Raw genomic sequence first — 17,206 nt, 5'->3', positions numbered from 1 at the left:
GAATATTTACGGCTTTCCAGGAGGTCCGCCTGGCGCCCATTTTTCGCGAGATTGCAATAAAAACACTTGGGAATTATCCGCACCTGGCAAGGCTTCACGCGCTTCCCAGCTATCATCGTGTAAGTCCATGTCTGCGTCATATTCAATATTGCAGCCAAAGGGGCTTTTGAAATACCAAAACCAATTAGAGCCAAAGATATGACGACCCGGTCCCCAGAAACTTTGATAGCCTTTTTCAACCAAGGCATACCCAGCTTGTGAGACTTCGGTAGGACCGCTCATATGGAAGGTAAAATGCTCAACACCTTGCATAAAGGGCGGGGTTTTTAAAAAGAACAAAGTATGGTGATCAAGGGTGCCTGCTGGACGCATGAAGGGCCCTGTACCCGTAAAGCGGTCGGTTGTCACAAAGCCTAAACGCTCTGCGTAAAAAGCTTCGGCTTTTTCAATATCAGGCACAAAATACACAACGTGCGACAAACTGCGTGGTTTAGCCGTGAAGTCTTTACTCACACCAGTGAGATTGACACCTCGCTGCGGAGCCGCACCTGGCGCATTGATCGTCTCTGCTGGTAAATCGAGAGTTTGACGGATAGTGACTTGAAAACCTAATACAAAACCTAAGTCATCAAGGGCTTCAATGCTGCCATCGGCTAAAGTCTTTACTTCTCTGTCTTTGGATAATTCAGCAGTAATGGCGTCTAGGGCTGCTTGATCAGCCACACCGTAAATCGTTTTACGCAACATAGAGCCACTGGGTAAAGGGGCGGGTAATGACGCATCGTCTTTATGCAAGATTTCAATGCCAGTGCCATCTAAAGAGACATAATTTTGCTCATCTTTGGTAACCAAGCCGTAATCAAGGGCAAATTGCTTGCACGCCGCGACATCGTCAACGCCAAAAATAAGTTTGTCTGGTCCGATAATATTCATGCTGGAGATCCTACTTTTGTTTTAATTCGTTAAAGGTTTCTGCAACCCAATCAGCGATGTAAGTACCAGCGTTCGAACTGTTATCAAAGCTTGAATGCTGCACGCCACCTTCACGTTCGGTAAATATTTTAAGTTCACGTTTAGGGCTATTAACTAATTGCTCATAAGTGCGCTCGGCCCATTTAAGAGGGATTTGCGAATCTTTTAAGCCATGCGTCACCAAAAACGGCACTTTAATTTTTTCAATTTGGCCATCAAGGTGCACATTTTCAGCAATCTTCATAAAGTCATCCATGTCTTTAGCGCCCCATACCCATTGCACGTGCGCCCAATAATGCGGAACAGGGAAGTCACCTTCTTTTTCTAAACGGCGTTTTTGCACATCACGCCAATCATGGTTTGCACCCCACACACAGCCTAGGGCCAATCTAGGCTCATTAGCTACCGCACGAGGACAGTAGTAGCCACCTAAAGACACACCTTCCATACCTATGCGTTTACTGTCTACTTCATCATGCTTTTCTAGCCAGTCAACCACCACACTGGCCCAATGCTCTGTGTCATAACGTGCATGCAAACCTTGTAATTTTAAGGCTTCACCGGTACCTGGCTGATCTAAAACTAGTGATGAAACCCCACGCTCAGCTAACCAACCTGGTAAACCCACGCGGTATTTCATTTCTTTGGAGGAATCAAGGCCGTTAATTTGGATCAAGATGGGCGCTGGCCCTTCTACTCCTTCGGCTCTGACATACAGAGCTGATAAGTGTTTGCCTTCATAGGGAATTTCAACACGTACACAGTTTTCTTTACTAAGCTCGATGGATTTTTCAAATAACTCTAACGACCGCTTATACAGCTCTGTTCTGCCGGGTGCGCCATGAGCCTGAAGACGCTCACAGGTAATAAGATAGGTAGCAGCACGATTATATTTATAGCCTGCTGATAAGGTGCGCCCTTTTGCTAAATCTTCTTCTGCTAAACCGCAAAGTTTATCGGACATCTTGGCCCAGGTGTCTCTAAAGGCTTGCACGCCTTCTTTGTCTGGTGATTTAGCGGCATCTTGCAAGGGGCCACACATTTCTTCAATCTCACCGATACGAGACCCCATTTCTATGGCTAAATTAACCGATAGATTCCACACATAGTTGGTTGGAAAGTACTTAAACATCATTTTTCCTTTTAAACATTTTGGCCATAAAAGCACGCCAAATTTTTATCAATACGTTATTTTTCAATTAGTGCCACAGCTCTGCAAAAGCCCGCTGAAGCGTGTTTAATTTTGTAAGGGAAACAGTTAACTAAGAATCCCGTTGCTGGCAAACTCTCTAAATTACTGAGTTTTTCCATTTGCCCATAGCCGATATCACGGCCGGCTTTATGCCCTTCCCAAATGATCGACGCATCACCAGACTTAGCAAAACGTTCACGGGTATATTTAAACGGAGCATCCCAACTCCATGCATCAGTGCCCACTACTTTTACGCCGCGTTCAAGCAAATACATAGTGGCTTCGCGGCCCATACCAACACCCGCATCAAGGTAGCCTGGCTGACCAAACAACTCACCTGCACGGGTATTCACTACCACAATATCCAGTGGTTGTAAGTCATGACCTATGCGGGTCAATTCATCTTCAACGTCTTGGGCGGTAACGATGTAACCATCCTCTAAATGCCTGAAATCCAGTTTTACACCGGGCTGAAAACACCATTCAAGAGGCAATTCATCAATACCAAAAGCCGGTTTGCCACCATCGGTGGTTGACGCGTAATGCCAAGGCGCATCCATGTGGGTACCACTATGGGTTGTGATATCTAAACGTTCCGCCGCCCAAGCTTCATCACCTGGCATTTGCGCTTTGGTTAAACCCGGAAACATGGCGCCCATTTCAGGCCAGCCCTGTTGGTGATCCATATAATCGATTTTAGGCAGCAAAGGCGGTGGATCGGTATAAGGGTTATTTTCTAGGGTGACGGATAGGTCGATAATGGTAAAATTTCTGGGATTAAACATTAGATGTTCTCACTAGCAAGACTGAGGGTAACGCGCTGCTCAATCACACCAAATAGACTGTTACCGTTCGGGTCGATGACATTGAAACTAACCACTTCGTCCTGTTGCATAAACGGGGTTTGTGGTGCGCCGTGTTGGATCATTTCTTTAGCACGTAATTCTGAAATACAAGCTTGGCCTTTGGCAGGATCAGCGTTTGATACTGTACCCGAGCCAAATACGGTACCCGCTTTAATTGGACGAGTTTGCGCGACATGGGCGATTAGTTCATGAAAACCAAAATGCATTTCTTGCCCTAGAGGCTCACCAAAAATTTGCCCATTTCTTTTCACTTGTAAAGGCAAGCATACGCGGCCATTTTGCCAGTGTTCACCCAGTTCATCTGGAGTTAAAGCGATTGGCGCAAAAGCCGTAGGGCCTTTGGCTTGGACAAAACCAAAGCCCGTTTTCATTTCGCGTGGCCCCAAGGCGCGATAACTGATGTCATTGAGCAACACCACCAAACGAATTTTAGATAGCGCATACTCGGCAGAGCTGCCCATAGGAATGGCATCCACAATCACGCCAAATTCACCTTCAAAGTCAATGCCGTGTTTTAGGTCAGCCACGACTATGTCATCTTTAGCGCCTAGAAAACTGTCACCGGCACCTTGATAAACCAGCGGATATTTGTCTGCATCAGCGATAGGATCAAGATGAAAAGCCTGTTGCATCAAATGGCCGTGATTAAGAAAAAGCGAACCATCTAACCACTGCCACGAGCGAGGTAGAGGGGCATAGGTCGACTGACTAGTAAAAGTCGAACTGTTAGGTTCAAGACCATCATTCAGGCTTTTATACTTCGCCTTTAAGGCTTCGCTGCAGCTTGCCCAATTGTCTAAAGCAAATTGCATTGTTGGAGCAATATCTGTTACATCCACGCAGCGGGCTTGGTCATGAGAAACGATTACCAGCGTGCCGTCAGGATGTTCAGATTTTAACGATGCTAATTTCATATTCAGAACCCAGCTTAATTTGTTAAAAAATAATCAATTAAATTAACAATCAATGTTAATGTAATATTTGCAATCCAAAAAATTGAATGTTTAGATAGCACCTATCAGAAAAACAGATACATAGAGTGCAAATTAGCCTCTGTGATTAAGTATTTGCCTCATCATTGAATTTTGCGAGATAACAACATGAGATTTGAACAACTCGACCTTAACTTACTCGTGGCCTTAGATATATTGCTGGAAGAGCAAAATATCACTCGTAGCGCAGAGCGCTTGCACCTTTCCCAGTCTGCTACCAGCGGAATTTTATCTAGATTAAGAGCCTTTTTTGAAGACGATTTATTGGTACAAATTGGCAAAAAGATGCAGCCAACACCTTTTGCCTTAGAGTTACAAGGGCCGGTTGCTGGGGTACTCGCCACTGTACGTGGTTCTATTATTGGTAAAAAAGCCAATAACCCAGAACAAAGTGAACGTCACTTCAAAATTATTGCTTCTGATTACATCATCCAAGTTTTACTCAGTCATGTGGTGGCTGAAGTTGCTAAATCGGCACCCAAAGTGACCTTTGAATTTCTATCGCCTTTTGCCCATGAAATTAATATTCTGGCTAAAGGCGGCGCCGACTTGATGATGGCACCAGAGGCGGTGATGTTGGATGCCTATCCAAATGTCCCTCTCGTGAATGACGAATTAGTCTGTATCGCTGATATAAATAATGAGCTGCTTGGTGACAAACTTTCTTTAGAGGAGTTTAATTCGTTCGGTCATGTATCTGTGGGTTTTGCTCGCGCAAGTCACTTAAGTATTGAGCCCTGGTTAATCGAAACGATGGAAATCAATCGAAGAGTGGAGATCATTACCAATGACTTTTCCACTATGATCTATACCCTATTGAATACTAACCGTATCGCCATTTTACCGAGGCACTTCGCCGATGTGCATGCACAGCGTGGTGCGATCAAAATCGTCAAATTACCCTTCGATGCTCCAAAACTAAAAGAAAGCATGATGTGGCATCCAACCTTAGAGAACGATCCAATGCATCGCTGGTTGCGACAAAAGATTGTAGATGGCGCAGCCAAGTTCCACTAGCTACATTTGCTCAGCGTAGGTTAGCCAACATTTTCCCTGCAATAAGGTGAAAGCCTGAGAATATATTCTCGCAATGCCATCTAGGTACCTTTATAAGCTATATACAAATATAGTTGACAATATCAACCTTGTGACTATAATTGACTTTATCAACTATATTAATTAAACACATCCTTCAAACAATGCAGTGCATTTCTATAAAAAATGCAAACAAGGTCACAAATACATGTCAAGAAAAGTAAGATTAACCCAAGTCGTCAATACTTATCGACTTAGCCCCCATTTACAAAGGGTTATATTAAGTGGCCCTGATCTAGCCGATTTTCCATCTGGCCAAGATGGCGTACATGTCAAAGTGTTGTTACCCCACTCAGGCGATAGCCTGCCCAATTTAGATATTCATGGCGCAAACCCCGCAATAAAGCGCTCTTATACCATTCGAGAATTCGACGCTGAGAATAAACAACTGGTCATCGATTTTGTGATCAATCGTCATCAAGGTCCTGCCACCGATTGGGCCGCTCAGGCAAAAGTAGGTGACTACGTAGGGATTGCCGGCCCTGGCGTACGCAAGTTGACGGATTTTACAGCTGACAGTTATTTGTTGATTGGTGACATAACCGCGGTTAATGCGGTCAATGGATACGCAAAATTCATCCCTGCCCGTGCGGACCTTAAAGCATTAGTTACGGTGCCTACTCGCGCTGATATCATTGCCATGGATGGTGCAGAACATCTACAAGTGCGTTGGCGAATTGAAGATGAAAATCCAGCGGATATTGCTGAAGCAGTGCGCACGCTTGCTGCTGATATGTCCACCGACAGCCAAGTATTTATTGGTCTGGAAGCCAGCCAGCTTAGATCAGTCAAAAGTATGTTATTGGATGAGCTGGAATTTAAGCGACTGAATATTCATGCTACCGGATATTGGAAAAACGGCATGGATGCAGACCGCTTTAATGCGGATAAAAAACTAAATGCTCTTTAAGTTATGCTCAAGGGTAGAGCCACTGAATTGTCGCCTGCCAAATCAGTTTCACACACAACAGCGATAAAATCACCCTAAAGATCAGTTTGAATTTTTCAGTAGGAAGTTTTTTCAGTAGTTTGATCCCAAGCCAAGTGCCGAGTGCACCACTGGCGACCATGGCAATAATAAGCGGCAACCACTGCCAAAATGCAAAACCTATGGCAGCATACACAAAAGCTTTTAAACAATGTTGCAAGGTCATACAGCTGGAAAACGTGGCGGTAAAACGCAGTTTTTCATAACCATTGAGATACATAAAACTGCCGACCATGGGGCCGCTGGCACCCACAAACATGGATAAAAAGGTGGTAATTGCACCGGCTATGGCGCGGCCTAATTTAGAGGTTTCTCGAATGGAGGGTGTAGCACCCCAGAGCAAATAAAGTACAAATATCCCTACCACCAGCTTCATCAATTCAAGGGGCAATTGGGTGACCAAAAGTGACGCACATAAGGCCCCCACTATTCCGCCTGCCGAGAAATACAGCAGCATGCTGACATCAATATGTTTGAGGGTAAACAACATGCGGTTGGCGTTAGAGCCTAATTGCACTAAGCCGTGTACTGGGATGACAGCTGACATGGGCATTACTGAGGCCATCACCACCAGCAGTAATAAGCCCCCTCCGGCCCCAAAGGCGGCGGTAATAAAAGAGGTAAAACCTGCGAGCACAATTAGGCCCACTGCCATCATGGGGCCTAACATGTCGTGAGTTAAAATATCCATCAAGGTTTGCATTATCTTTTAGCTAGCAAGTGTCTAATGCGCCAAATTGAGGTTTGGCATTGTAGGCCACAAATTATGTGTTTATTGCGTCTTAGCCTCAAATGAACTGAAGTTAAGACGACTCAAAAAGACCTAGTTTGAGCTTAACAAGCTGCTAATTGTGGCCCCACAGCCACTAGGGCAGCACCGTTTTGCACATCGGTAAACTTAACAAAGTTATTGATAAACTGACCCGCAAGATCGTGCGCTTTACCTTGCCACTCATCAACACTGCCATAGGTATTGCGTGGGTCGAGTACCTTGGCATCCACACCGGCAATGGAGTTTGGTATCACTAGATTAAAGATCGGCAAATTACTGGTTGGATGATGTTCGATGGAATCATCCAGTATGGCGTCAATAATAGCGCGAGTATCCTTAATGGAAATACGTTTTCCTGTGCCATTCCAACCGGTATTCACTAAGTAGGCTTGGGCGTTGGAGGCTTGCATACGTTTACGCAGTACTTCAGCGTATTTAGTAGGGTGTAAACTTAAAAACGCGGCACCAAAGCAACTAGAAAATGTGGGGGATGGCTCAGTAATACCACGCTCTGTTCCAGCCAATTTTGCGGTAAAACCCGATAAAAAATAATACTCGGCTTGTTCAGGTGTGAGCTTAGCCACTGGCGGTAATACGCCAAACGCATCAGCGGTTAAAAAGATAACTTTATTGGCATGACCTGCGCGAGATATGGGTTTAACGATATTGTGGATGTGCTCAATGGGATAAGACACTCGGGTATTTTCGGTTTTTGAATTATCATCAAAATCAATTTTACCGCTGGCATCAATCACAACGTTTTCTAATAAGGCATCACGGCGAATGGCTTGGTAAATATCCGGTTCACTGGCTTGGCTAAGGTTAATGGTTTTTGCGTAACAACCGCCTTCAAAGTTAAAGATGCCGTTGTCATCCCAACCATGTTCATCATCACCAATTAGCTCTCGTTTAGGATCGGTGGATAAGGTGGTTTTACCTGTACCTGATAAACCAAAAAAGATTGCCACATCCCCTTTTGAACCCACGTTGGCACTGCAATGCATTGAGGCTATGCCTTTGAGGGGTAAAAAGTAGTTCATCATGGAGAACATGCCTTTTTTCATCTCTCCGCCGTACCAAGTACCACCAATAATCTGCACTTTTTCACTGAGGTTAAAGGCAATGAAATTCTCTGAATTTAAGCCTTGTTCTTGCCATTTATCATTAACAACTTTGGCACCATTCATCACCACAAAGTCAGGTTCAAAGCTGGCTAATTCAGCATCACTGGGGCGGATAAACATGTTTTTCACAAAGTGGGCTTGCCACGCCACTTCAGTCACAAAACGCACACTTAAACGTGTATCTGCATTGGCGCCACAATAAGCATCAACCACAAACAGGCGTTTACCTGACAACTGCTTAGTAACTAAGTCTTTTAGATAAGACCAAGTAGCAGGTGACATGGCTTTATTGTCATTTTTACCTTGATCAGACCACCAAATGGTATCGCGGGTGGTGTCGTCTTTGACGATATATTTATCTTTGGGTGAACGACCAGTAAAGATGCCTGTATCCACCGCAATGGCACCAAGCTCAGTAATATGGCCTTTTTCAAAACCGCTTAACTCAGGGGCGGTTTCTTCAATAAATAATTGTTCAAAGCTTGGGTTATAAAGGATCTCAGTGGTATTGCTAATGCCTAAACTAGACAAATCAATAACGGCTTCGTCACTTTTCCCTAATGATTTTTGTAAAGCACTCATGTTGATAGTGTCCTTATGTAGTTGGGTACAGAGGTTCTTGGTTTTTTTTATTATTATAGGTTTTACTTTTTTATTATCTTTAAGTGACAATTCTGCTTTGGACTAAAACTCTTCAGTATCAATTTCTAATTGGGTTGCCGCGGGATACCGTGGGCCACTAATTTTGTTGGGCTCAAAGATTTTAGCTAACAGGGTTAATTGGTCTGCATTCAAATGGATCTGACTGGCCGCCATATTTTCACTTAGGTGAGATAATTGGGTCGTTCCTGGTATGGGGATCACATGTTGACCTTGATGTAATAACCACGCCAAACTCAACTGCGCCATAGTGCAATTTAGCTCTAGGCTCATAGCTGCCAAGCTGCTTAACAGTTGTTGGTTAAGTTTGGCCTGCTCGGGTTGAAAACGTGGCATGCCCTTACGAATATCACCATCAACTAAGTTAGTGGCATCTTTGACTTGGCCACTTAAAAAACCTCTACCCAAGGGTGAAAACGCCACAAAGGCAATGCCCAGATCGTGGCAGGTCTTTAATACCGCAATTTCTGGGTTACGAGTCCATAACGAATATTCGGTTTGCACTGCGGCAATGGGATGCACATGATGTGCTTTACGTAAAGTATCGGCAGACACTTCAGACAAACCAATAGCCTTGATTTTACCTTCTACCACCATGCGCGATAGCTCACCCACGCTGTCTTCAATGGGCACAGTTTTATCCCAACGATGCAGGTAATAAAGATCGAGCACATCGGTTTGCAGATGAGCTAAAGACTGTTCTATGGTGTTACGCAAAGTTGCGGGGCGACCATCAATCACACGCTTGCCATCGACGCCCGTCATGCCACATTTACTGGCTAAAAACAGTTGTTGGCGCTTAGGTTTTAATACCTGACCCACCAACTTTTCATTATTGCCAAAGCCATACAAGGCGGCGGTATCAAAGTGATCCACTCCCATATCAATGGCCGACAAGAGCACACGTGAGGCTTGCTCAGCTGATGGTGGATGGCCATAGGCATGACTCAAATTCATGCAACCCAAACCTATGGCTTGTAACGAGTGGCCAGCAATAGTGCGTAATGCCATGGTTTAGCTCCTGCTTTTTAACTATTAAGTTGCTGTTCCAAGTCATGCAGCACTTTATAACAAGCTAACACTTGGCCAACACTTGAATTGGGCTCGCGACCTTCTTTGATGGCGGCAAAAAATTCACGGTCTTGCAACTCAATACCGTTCATCGACACATCAACTTTTGATACATCAATAGGGGTTTCTTTACCGTCGAACAAGTCGTCATAACGAGCAATGTAAGTACCGTTGTCACAGATATAACGGAAGAAGGTTCCGAGCGGACCATCGTTGTTAAACGACAAAGACAAGGTACAAATGGCGCCATTTTCTGCTTGCAACTGAATCGACATATCCAGAGCAATACCAAGCTCTGGATGTATAGGCCCTTGCACGGCATTGGCTTTAACAATTTTGCTGCCTGCCTGATAGGCAAACAAATCAACGGTGTGCGCCGCATGGTGCCACAACAAGTGATCAGTCCATGAACGGGCTTCACCTTTGGCATTGATGTTTTTGCGCCGGAAGAAGTAGGTTTGCACATCCATTTGTTGGATGTTCAGCTCACCTGCCTTAATTTTGTGATTAACCCACTGATGGGAAGGATTAAAACGACGAGTATGCCCCACCATGCAGGTTAAACCGGTTTTTTGCTGAGTGGCGACAACGGCTTGTGAGTCGGCCCAACTATCAGCCAATGGGATCTCAACCTGTACATGTTTACCGGCCAACATACATTGGATGGATTGCTCGGCATGTTGTTGTGTTGGAGTACACAAAATGACCGCATCAGCCTCAATTTTTAATGCTTCAGTTAAGTCAGTGAAAATTTGCGGAATGCCATATTGCTCAGCAACAGCTTGGGTTTTTTCCGCAGAACGACCAACAAGGGCCACGACGTCAACCCCATCGATATTTCTAATGCCGTCTAAATGTTTAATTCCAAAGGCACCTGGGCCTACGACTATGACTTTCATGTTATTTCTCCAAATCTATTTGTTTTCAAGTACCAAATGGCCAACCGCAGTATTCGACGCTGGAACGTGATAAAAGCGTTGTTTCAGCTCGACCTTGTCATTCAGGGCGCCACGCATAATTAACCACATAACGAGTTCGATACCTTCAGAACCGGCTTGGTTTAAGTAATCAAAATGAGCCATTTGCGACAGCCCTTCGGCGTCATCAACGATGCGATCTAAAAAGGCATTATCAAATTCTTTGTTAATCAATCCCGCACGAGGACCTTGTAACTGGTGACTCATGCCACCTGTGCCCCAAATTTGCACATTGAGATCTTGATCAAAACTCTCAACCGCTTTACGAATGGCCTTACCTAAGTTGTAACAACGACGACCCGATGGCGCAGGATAGAGCACCACATTGACCGCCACAGGGATCACCTTGCAAGGCCAAGCTTCGGGCTGGCCAAAGACTAATGACAAGGGCACAGTTAAACCATGATCGACGTCGATGGTATTAACCACGGTTAAATCAAAATCATCTTGGATCACACTTTGTGCAATATGGGAGGCTAGTTGTGGATGCCCCATCACATTGGGCACCGGACGCGGCCCCCAACCTTCATCGGCAGGTTTAAACTCTGCACCACAACCAATGGCAAAGGTCGGTACAAAGTTAAGGTCAAAAGCTGAAGCATGATCGTTATAAACTAAAATAACCACATCAGGTTTTTGTTGTTTAACCCACTGTTTCACATAGTCATAACCTTTAAACAAGGGCTGCCAATATGGTTCTTGGGTTTTGCCGTTATCAATGGCAGCACCAATGGCTGGCACATGGGATGTAGCCACACCTGCGGTAATTTTTGCCATTATTTATCTCCTTCGTACATGTTGCCTTGAGGTGTTCGTCCACCATCCAGCATCATTTGTGCATATTCGGGTAATGTCATGCCTGTCATGGTCGAGGCTGCATCTTGAAAACTAATACCGTCACTAGAAAATATTTTGGCGAGAAAATAGATATTGCCGCCCAAACTCATCATGTGGTTGTAATCACGAGCAATAACGGCTTGTTTCTGCTCTTCAGTCATGGGCCATTCATCAAGATAGGCTTGTTGATCTTGTTTAAAACGCTCGCGGTTTGGCGCTTTCATCAACGACATACAAAACTGATTTAAATGAAAACCTATGCTCGCCATATCAGCATCAAATACTGTGGTGCCGGGAATATTTTTATAAGGTTTATTACTAGGCATGGGTGTCTCCTTTTTTTGACCAATACAAACGCATGGGATTATCGATAAGTAACTTGCGTTGCAGCTCTATGCTTGGCGCAAACAAAGGGATCATTTCCACCAACTGGCCATCATCAGGCATATGGGTTTTCATATTGGGGTGGGGCCAGTCGGTTCCCCACAATACGCGATCAGAAAAATTCTCCACCACAGCATGAGCAAAAGGCACCACATCGAGATAATGTTTAGTTGGCCCATCAATGGACAAACGTTCTGGGCAGCTCACCTTTGACCAAAAATTTTCATTGTCGCGCATTAAGCGCATAAACAACTGAAACTCTGGGCCATCGAGGGGCTTGCTTACATCAGGGCGCCCCATGTGATCCACCACTACGGTGGTGGGTAAACTGGTGAAAAAATCATAGAGTTCAGGTAATTCCTGACCTTCAAAATAAATCACTATATGCCAATCCAACTCTTTAATACGACTGGCAATGCGTTTGAGTGAATCAAAAGGCAGGGCATCCACTAAACGTTTTACAAAGTTGAAACGCACGCCACGCACACCGGCTAGATGTAAGGCTTCAAGCTCGGCATCGGTAATACTTTCTTTGACTGTGGCGACCCCGCGGGCTAAACCTTGAGAAGCATTCAGGGCATCTACTAAAGCGCGGTTATCCGCACCATGACAGGTAGCTTGTACAATGACGTTACGGCTAAAACCCAAAAAGTCACGCAAGGCCCACAACTGATCTTTTGAGGCGTCACAAGGGGTATATTTACGTTCAGGTGCAAACGGGAACTGCTCACCAGGTCCAAACACGTGGCAATGGGCATCTACCGCCCCTGCAGGTAATTTATACACAGGTTTTGAGGGTGACGGATGCCAATCTAACCAGTCAGCATCTTTAGTAAAGTTGCTCATAATCCCATTCCCTTTAACTTTTTATCTAAACCTGGATAAACACGGCGTGCATTACCTGAATAGACTTTAGTACGGTCGGCCTCAGATAAAATTAAACTATCTACATAACGTTTGGTATCGTCAAAATAATTGCCGGTTTCAGGATCAATGCCACGCACAGCCCCGATCATTTCCGAGCCAAACAAAATGTTTTCAATATCAATGACTTTAAACAATAAATCGATGCCAGGTTGATGATACACACAGGTATCAAAATACACGTTTTTCATCACATGTTCGCGTAAAGGCGGTTGTTTAAGCATGTCGGCTAAACCACGGTAACGGCCCCAATGATAAGGCACTGCACCACCACCGTGGGGAATAATAAAACGTAATTCAGGAAAATCTTTAAACAGATTTCCTTCTAAAAACTGCATAAAGGCCGTGGTATCGGCATTCATGTAGTGGGCGCCTGTGGCATGAAAATTAGGATTACACGAGCCAGATACGTGGATCATGGCGGGTACATCAAGCTCCACCATTTTTTCGTAAAACGGATACCAGCTAGGATCAGTCAAAGGCGCTGAATTCCAGTGGCCACCGGAAGGATCTGGGTTTAAGTTACAGCCCACAAAACCTTGTTCGGTAACACAACGCTCTAACTCTTCAATGGAGTTTTTAATGGGTACACCCACCGACTGAGGTAACTGACACACCCCAATAAAACGCTGAGGGTACAAATCCACCACGCGGGCAATTAAATCATTGCAGGCCGAAGTCCACTGTTTAGACACTGTCTCATTGCCCACATGGTGGGCCATGGCTGAGGCACGTGGCGAGAAAATGGTCATATCTAAACCACGTTCGTCCAGCAGTTTAATTTGGTTCTGGTCGATACTTTCGCGAATTTGGTCATCACTAATATGCGGCACTTCAGGTAAGGCCTTGCCTTCTTTATAGGCTTTTATTTGGGCATCACGAAACAACTGTAAAGGCTCTGGCGCAGTTGTATAGTGGCCGTGGCAATCGATAATCATTGGGTATTCCTCTTAATTCGGCTATTTATTATTTTGCGCAATGCGTTCAACTGTTGGACGCTATGGCCTAGCTATTTGCCATGGCTTCGCCACGCATTAACAAACGGGCGGTGCGTAATAAGGCAGCGCGGTGAATTTGAAAGCTAGCGATGTTGTCACTGCCACTGACTTCCATTTCCACATTAAACTGGCCAGTGGGATGCTCGACCACTATTTCGATGCTGCCATCGGCAAAATCTTGTTGCAGTAAATCATGGGCAACTGTGCCTTTAAGCACGCAGGCTGTGGCAACGCTGACCGAGCCTAATACACCAATGGCGTCATGCACCCTATGGGGAATAAAACTACGAGTATTAAGCAAACCACCGTTTAAGGCTTTGGAAATTAAGGTCATCTTGGGTACGGTCTTTTTAGTAACATCACCCAAGTTCATTAACTCCCCCGCCTTAAGCCGAATAGCTTCGATTTGCTCTTTCAGGCTGTGATTAGCTTCTAATTCCGCGGGCGATTCATCCCCCTGCAAAGCAAAATCGGCAGCATTGAGCAACACCACTGGCATGCCATTATCAATACAAGTGACAGCAATGTTATTGATCACATCTTGGCTATTTCCGCTAGGGAACAAACTACCGCAACTGGAACCGGCGATATCTAAAAAATCGATTAATACCGGCGCACTGCTACCGGGCACACCGTCGATTTTAGCGTCACCGCTATAGTTGACTTTAGCTTGTGGGGTTTGCACTCGCGCCACGGCATTCGCGCCCGTATTGAGCATATGAATACGCACATCGGTAAAGTTATCGCCGGCCGCCACTAAACCTTGCTCTATGGCAAAAGGCCCCACGCCAGCCAGAATGTTGCCGCAATTTTGCGCATCACTGACTTGGGCTTTATCCACCACCACTTGTAAAAATAAGTAGTCAACATCGGCATCGACACGAGTTGATTTACTCACGATGGCCACCTTGCTGGTCAGCGGATGGGCTCCACCTAAACCATCAATTTGGCGCTCGTCTGGTGAGCCCATTAAACTGAGTAAGAGTGGGTCACGCAAAGCGGGCTCTGCAGGCAAGTCTTCGGCCAGAAAATACAGACCCTTAGAGGTACCGCCACGCATGATGGAACAAGGAATGGAGAGCTGCATTTAGCCTTCCTCGCCCTGCTTAACATAAACTAAGCCTTTTTGTGCGAGGCGTTCACGCATATTGTAGATATCGAGCCCTAACTCACCATTTTCAAAACGCACACGTTTGGATTCTTCATTGGCAATGCGTTGCTCAACTTTCGTGATTACACTTTCAGCATCTTCGCGCTGCACAACGACAACACCGTCTTCATCGGCAATAATCATGTCACCCGGACGGATATAAGCACCTGCACAAGTCACAGGGACGTTAACATTAGCAATGGTTTCTTTTACGCAGCCTTGAGCAAAAATGGCTTTTGACCAAACTGGGAAATTCATCGACGTTAAGGTTGCCGTATCACGGACACCACCTTCGATGATCAAACCCAATACACCTCGCGCTTTAAGGGATGTAGCTAATAGATCCCCAAAAAAGCCATCAACACTAGGACTCGTGGGCTTAACCACTAATACGTCACCGGGTTGGCATTGCTCAACCGCCACATGGATCATCCAGTTATCGCCCGGTGCCACTTCGCAAGTTACCGCTGGGCCGGCAATTTTTGCAGGTTTATAAATTGGACGCATGTACTCGGCCAATAAACCTTTGCGGCCTTGTGATTCGTGTACGGTGGCAACTTCAGCGCCTTGGAACTTAGCCACAGTCTCTGCACTTGGACGAGCAATATCAGTAATGCAAACAGCCATAATTCACCTCTAGATGTCATTTTATGCATTCAGTATGGCGCAAGCTTGTTTATAAATAACTTTAGAAAGCTGTCGTAGACCATTAATTTTTTCTATAATGGCTTAATCAACCTGCTATTCGTTGTCAGATATCGGCCTATGCACATCAATACTCGACACCTACTCTGCGCCTTAAAAATAAAGGAATGTGGTACCTTAAGCCAGGCGGCCAATCAAATCCATTTGACCCAATCAGCCCTAACCCAAGGTATTAATAAGTTAGAGTCTGATCTTGGTTATACACTTTTTAGTCGCTCCCATGCTGGCATGCAAGTCACTGAAGTGGGTGAGCTTTTTTTGCAGCGTATAGGCCGTGCCTTCGAACACTTACAGGAATTTGTCGCCATCGTATTTGCCAACGACAAAGCCAAACGCCAAGCTTTTATTCGCTCGGTAACCAGTAGGCAATTGACCGCGCTGATGCATATCGTGGAATTACAAAGTTATACCACTGCTGCGCAACACTTAGGTTTATCCCAACCGACTTTGCACCGCACCATCAAAGATCTTGAACAGTTCTGCGAACAGCCCTTGTTGCCACGCTCGCCTACTGGGGTAGAGCCCACGTGGCGCGCCAAACAATTGCGCCGTTACGCCAGTTTGTTTTTTACCGAGTTACAACAAGGCATTGACGAAATGCAGGAATTTAATGGCCAGGTTAATGGCTCACTGCGCATCGGCAGTTTGCCGCTGGCCCGCTCAGAAATAGTACCTTTAGCCGTATTACAGCTTAATGATGAATTTCCCGATGCCACTATATCTATAGTAGATGGGCCCTATGGGGAGCAGTTTAATAGCCTCTTACATGGCCAGCTTGACCTCATAGTGGGTGCCCTGCGCTCGCCCAATCCCGACACAGTGCAACGCCCTATGTTTCAAGATCAACTGAGTATTGTAGTGAAAGCCAAGCACCCACTGGCAACCCGCCAAATAATCTCAGCCGCCGAATTACAACAACTGGATTGGGTAGCACCAGCTAAAAGTACCCCAGCACGCCATGTATTTAGTCAGATTTTTGTGAGTCGCGGCTTAGCACCACCCTCTCATGTGATTGAATGTAGCTCGTTAGTGGCAGTGCGTGGCATATTGCTCAACAGCGAACGAGCCGCCTTATTGCCCGCCCGCCAAGTGGAAGTAGAAGTACGTGCGGGTTTACTTGCGGTATGCCCCATGACCCTACCTGACACAGATAGAGAAATAGGGCTAACCATGCGCCGCACATGGCATCCAACCCAAATGCAAAATCGTTTTTTAGATATTATTCAGCAACTTGTAAAAACCAATTCAGCCCTCTGCTAAGGTCGCCTCTTTATCTTTTCAAGATAAAACTTAAATTTTCGCAGGAGTACCCTCAGGAGGCAAAAGTCGCGCGTTCGAATCGCGCCGGGTGCACAATTTTTAAGACATAAATCCATAGTACTAACTAACAACTTCGTTCTGTGACCAAAGTAACTGTCAATCATCAATGATAGAATTGTGACTGAAAAAACCTTTGGATATTTGTTTTCATAGAATAGAAAATTAACTTCACTACGACC

The 17,206-nt window shown here is 45.2% G+C and carries 17 protein-coding genes; 3 read left to right on the top strand and 14 right to left on the bottom strand.

Translation table 11 applies throughout. The annotated features are described in order from the left end of the window. Positions 1 to 6: 6 nt before the first annotated feature. From AX660_RS21730 to AX660_RS21715, 4 genes are read right to left on the bottom strand one after another with little or no spacing between them, the layout of a single operon-like run. Positions 7 to 933: a VOC family protein gene (locus AX660_RS21730; RefSeq protein WP_068382106.1), complete on the bottom strand. Its 927-nt coding sequence runs from the start codon at positions 931 to 933 to the stop codon at positions 7 to 9. Between the two features lie 10 nt (positions 934 to 943). Further along, positions 944 to 2,104 carry an alpha/beta hydrolase family protein gene (locus AX660_RS21725; RefSeq protein WP_068382102.1) on the bottom strand — a complete coding sequence of 387 codons (1,161 nt, stop codon included), beginning with the start codon at positions 2,102 to 2,104 and terminating at the stop codon, positions 944 to 946. Between the two features lie 56 nt (positions 2,105 to 2,160). Next, the gene (locus AX660_RS21720) at positions 2,161 to 2,949 is read right to left on the bottom strand and encodes a cyclase family protein (protein WP_068382100.1); all 789 of its coding nucleotides are present in this window, start codon (positions 2,947 to 2,949) and stop codon (positions 2,161 to 2,163) included. Beyond that, positions 2,949 to 3,944 (bottom strand): fumarylacetoacetate hydrolase family protein, encoded by a 996-nt coding sequence (locus AX660_RS21715; protein ID WP_068382098.1) that lies wholly within the window; start codon positions 3,942 to 3,944, stop codon positions 2,949 to 2,951. Before AX660_RS21715 ends, AX660_RS21720 begins: the two co-directional genes overlap by 1 nt. Before the next feature lie 186 nt (positions 3,945 to 4,130). Here AX660_RS21715 and AX660_RS21710 point away from each other — a divergent pair, with 186 nt between their 5' ends. Together AX660_RS21710 and AX660_RS21705 are read left to right on the top strand one after the other, a co-directional pair. Then, positions 4,131 to 5,039, top strand: a complete 909-nt coding sequence (locus AX660_RS21710) for a LysR family transcriptional regulator (protein WP_068382096.1) — start codon at positions 4,131 to 4,133, stop codon at positions 5,037 to 5,039. 226 nt (positions 5,040 to 5,265) lie between these two features. Then, positions 5,266 to 6,027 (top strand): siderophore-interacting protein, encoded by a 762-nt coding sequence (locus AX660_RS21705; RefSeq protein WP_068382094.1) that lies wholly within the window; start codon positions 5,266 to 5,268, stop codon positions 6,025 to 6,027. Positions 6,028 to 6,034: 7 nt separating this feature from the next. Here AX660_RS21705 and AX660_RS21700 read toward each other — a convergent pair whose 3' ends face one another. The 10 genes from AX660_RS21700 to AX660_RS21655 form a co-directional block, all read right to left on the bottom strand. Continuing rightward, positions 6,035 to 6,796 (bottom strand): sulfite exporter TauE/SafE family protein, encoded by a 762-nt coding sequence (locus AX660_RS21700; protein ID WP_068382467.1) that lies wholly within the window; start codon positions 6,794 to 6,796, stop codon positions 6,035 to 6,037. 143 nt (positions 6,797 to 6,939) lie between these two features. Next, on the bottom strand, positions 6,940 to 8,583 hold the full coding sequence (gene pckA, locus AX660_RS21695) for a phosphoenolpyruvate carboxykinase (ATP) (protein ID WP_068382092.1): 1,644 nt from the start codon (positions 8,581 to 8,583) through the stop codon (positions 6,940 to 6,942). A 102-nt stretch (positions 8,584 to 8,685) separates the two neighbouring features. Then, a complete protein-coding gene (locus AX660_RS21690) occupies positions 8,686 to 9,672 on the bottom strand; it encodes an aldo/keto reductase (protein WP_068382088.1) in 987 nt (328 codons plus the stop codon). Positions 9,673 to 9,689: 17 nt separating this feature from the next. Further along, complete coding sequence (locus AX660_RS21685; RefSeq protein WP_068382086.1) at positions 9,690 to 10,631, bottom strand: Gfo/Idh/MocA family oxidoreductase; 942 nt, start codon at positions 10,629 to 10,631, stop codon at positions 9,690 to 9,692. Between the two features lie 15 nt (positions 10,632 to 10,646). After that, positions 10,647 to 11,486, bottom strand: a complete 840-nt coding sequence (locus AX660_RS21680) for a class III extradiol dioxygenase subunit beta (RefSeq protein WP_068382084.1) — start codon at positions 11,484 to 11,486, stop codon at positions 10,647 to 10,649. Next, positions 11,486 to 11,872 carry a protocatechuate 4,5-dioxygenase subunit alpha gene (ligA, locus tag AX660_RS21675; protein WP_068382082.1) on the bottom strand — a complete coding sequence of 129 codons (387 nt, stop codon included), beginning with the start codon at positions 11,870 to 11,872 and terminating at the stop codon, positions 11,486 to 11,488. Before ligA ends, AX660_RS21680 begins: the two co-directional genes overlap by 1 nt. After that, complete coding sequence (locus tag AX660_RS21670) at positions 11,865 to 12,776, bottom strand: amidohydrolase family protein (protein ID WP_068382080.1); 912 nt, start codon at positions 12,774 to 12,776, stop codon at positions 11,865 to 11,867. Before AX660_RS21670 ends, ligA begins: the two co-directional genes overlap by 8 nt. After that, positions 12,773 to 13,792, bottom strand: a complete 1,020-nt coding sequence (locus AX660_RS21665; protein ID WP_068382078.1) for an amidohydrolase family protein — start codon at positions 13,790 to 13,792, stop codon at positions 12,773 to 12,775. The genes AX660_RS21670 and AX660_RS21665 overlap by 4 nt, the downstream gene beginning before the upstream one ends. A gap of 67 nt (positions 13,793 to 13,859) precedes the next feature. After that, positions 13,860 to 14,939 carry a 4-oxalomesaconate tautomerase gene (locus AX660_RS21660; RefSeq protein WP_068382076.1) on the bottom strand — a complete coding sequence of 360 codons (1,080 nt, stop codon included), beginning with the start codon at positions 14,937 to 14,939 and terminating at the stop codon, positions 13,860 to 13,862. Next, positions 14,940 to 15,629: a 4-carboxy-4-hydroxy-2-oxoadipate aldolase/oxaloacetate decarboxylase gene (locus AX660_RS21655; RefSeq protein WP_068382074.1), complete on the bottom strand. Its 690-nt coding sequence runs from the start codon at positions 15,627 to 15,629 to the stop codon at positions 14,940 to 14,942. Between the two features lie 138 nt (positions 15,630 to 15,767). Here AX660_RS21655 and AX660_RS21650 point away from each other — a divergent pair, with 138 nt between their 5' ends. Beyond that, complete coding sequence (locus AX660_RS21650; RefSeq protein WP_068382072.1) at positions 15,768 to 16,967, top strand: LysR family transcriptional regulator; 1,200 nt, start codon at positions 15,768 to 15,770, stop codon at positions 16,965 to 16,967. The last annotated feature ends 239 nt before the right edge of the window (positions 16,968 to 17,206 follow it).

The organism is Paraglaciecola hydrolytica (assembly GCF_001565895.1).
Classification (GTDB): domain Bacteria; phylum Pseudomonadota; class Gammaproteobacteria; order Enterobacterales; family Alteromonadaceae; genus Paraglaciecola; species Paraglaciecola hydrolytica.
This window is presented reverse-complemented; position numbering and strand designations above follow the sequence as displayed.